Below are 242 nucleotides of genomic sequence, written 5' to 3'. Positions count from 1 at the left end.
CCTCCGAGGCCGATTCGTCCTCCTCGGGATCACCTCCGTCGATGGAGCGCACCCAACGGACGCTGGGGTCATGGTCCGCGCCCGCGATCGAGGCGTAGGCGCTCGCCAGCGGACCCGCGATGTCGACGGCCAACCCCTGGCGTGCGTCGATGATCTGTGCGCCGAGCTCGATGAGCTTGTCGTCCCACACCTCGAGCGTGGCGAGCCCCGAACCCTGCACCCCGCGCGCCCGCGCCGACTTC

Annotated in this window: 1 pseudogene; it reads right to left on the bottom strand. The window is 71.1% G+C overall.

Annotated elements, in window-relative coordinates:
* A pseudogene (locus ASG00_RS16070) lies at positions 1-242 on the bottom strand (DNA replication/repair protein RecF); the annotation flags it as partial.

Origin of the sequence: Microbacterium sp. Leaf351 (assembly GCF_001423825.1) — a bacterium.
Taxonomy (GTDB): domain Bacteria; phylum Actinomycetota; class Actinomycetes; order Actinomycetales; family Microbacteriaceae; genus Microbacterium; species Microbacterium ginsengisoli.
This window is presented reverse-complemented; position numbering and strand designations above follow the sequence as displayed.